Genomic DNA, 1,731 nt, shown 5'->3' with positions numbered 1-1,731 from the left:
GCGGGCCCGATGGACCCGCGCCCCCGCCGCCGACCGGTCAGTCCTTGCCGACGCCCTTGGCGACCCGGTCGCCCAGCGACTTGTCGACATTGCGCCAGTACTGCACCGCCCGCTCCAGCACCGGTTCGCTCACCCCGCCCTTGAGGTGCCCGACGATGTTGGAGACCAGCCGGTCGCGCTCCGCGTCGTCCAGCACCTGCCGGACCATGGTGCCCGCCTGCCCCCAGTCGTCGTCCTCGGCGTGAAGCGAGTACGCCTCGCGCACCATGTCGCCCGAGCTCTGCCAGCCGGCCGCCGGATGGTCGTACGCCTTCTGGTCGGCCGCCGGGCCGCCATAGGAGTTCGGCGCGTAGGGCGCCGCCGTCCGGGCCGGGTCGAAGCGCATCGGCCCGTCCTTGGCGTACGAGTGCACCGGCACGTGCGGCCGGTTCGGCGGCAGCTGGGCGTAGTTGGGGCCGATCCGGTACCGGTGGGTGTCCGGGTAGGAGAAGATCCGGCCCAGCAGCATCTTGTCCGGCGAGACGCTGACGCCCGGCACCAGGTTGGCCGGTTCGAAGGCGGCCTGCTCGATGTGGACGAAGAAGTCCTCCGGGTTGCGGCTCAGCGTCATCGTGCCGACCCGGATCAGCGGGTAGTCGCCGTGCGGCCAGACCTTGGTCAGGTCGAAGGGGTTGAACCGGTAGCCGGGCGCGTCGCCGAACGGCATGACCTGCACGTACAGCGTCCAGGACGGCGGGTTGCCGCCCTCGATGGCCTGCCAGAGGTCCTCGCGGTGCAGGTCCGGGTCGGATCCGGCCAGCCGGTCGGCGTCCTCCTGGGTGAGGAAGTCGACGCCCTGGTCGGTCTTGAAGTGGTACTTCACCCAGAACCGCTCGCCGCTCGCGTTGTACCAGAGGTAGGTGTGCGAGCCGTAGCCGTTCATGTGCCGGTACGACTTCGGGATGCCGCGGTCGCCCATCAGCCAGGTGACCATGTGCGCCGACTCCGGCGACAGCGTCCAGAAGTCCCACTGCATGTCGTGGTCGCGCAGGCCGTTGTCCGGGCGGCGCTTCTGCGAGCGGATGAAGTCCTGGAACTTGATCGTGTCGCGGACGAAGAAGATCGGCGTGTTGTTGCCGACCAGGTCGTAGTTGCCGTCCTCGGTGTAGAACTTCAGCGCGAAGCCGCGCGGGTCGCGCCAGGTGTCCGGGCTGCCCTGCTCGCCGGCCACGGTCGAGAAGCGGGCCAGCATCTCGGTCCGCTTGCCCGGCTGGAACAGGGTCGCCCTGGTGTACCGGCTGACGTCCTCCGTCGTCTCGAAGACGCCGTACGCCCCGGCCCCCTTGGCGTGCACCACCCGCTCCGGCACCCGCTCCCGGTTGAACTGGGCCATCTTCTCGATCAGGTAGTGGTCGTGGAGCAGGATCGGGCCGTCCCTGCCCACCGTGAGCGAGTTGTCGTCGCTCGGCACCGGGACGCCGGCGTTGTTGGTGGTGTACGGGACCGCTGACTCGGACATGCTGTCCTCCGTTGCGTGCTGAGGTCCCCCCGGAGGTGTTCCCGGCACGACGCTAACCCCGGGCGACCGGGCCCGCACCCTGGCTCACGGCCCGTTGGATACCGCCAGGTAGGCTGCCCACACCCGGATCGCCGACCCGCCCCCGAGGAGCCCACCGGTGCCCCAGCAGCCACCCCCGATCACCGTCGTCGGGATCGGGGCCGACGGCTGGGCCCGCCTGGGTGCCGGCGCCC

General features: G+C 70.4%; 1 protein-coding gene. It reads right to left on the bottom strand.

Annotation, left to right across the window (positions count from 1 at the left end; all coding sequences use genetic code 11):
* Positions 1-37 precede the first annotated feature (37 nt).
* Positions 38-1,498 carry a catalase gene (locus ABD308_RS23300; protein WP_344338209.1) on the bottom strand — a complete coding sequence of 487 codons (1,461 nt, stop codon included), beginning with the start codon at positions 1,496-1,498 and terminating at the stop codon, positions 38-40.
* Positions 1,499-1,731 lie beyond the last annotated feature (233 nt).

The organism is Kitasatospora putterlickiae, assembly GCF_039527695.1.
Lineage (GTDB): Bacteria > Actinomycetota > Actinomycetes > Streptomycetales > Streptomycetaceae > Kitasatospora > Kitasatospora putterlickiae.
The sequence above is the reverse complement of the archived record's forward strand: the minus strand, read 5'-3'. Positions and strand labels throughout refer to the sequence as shown.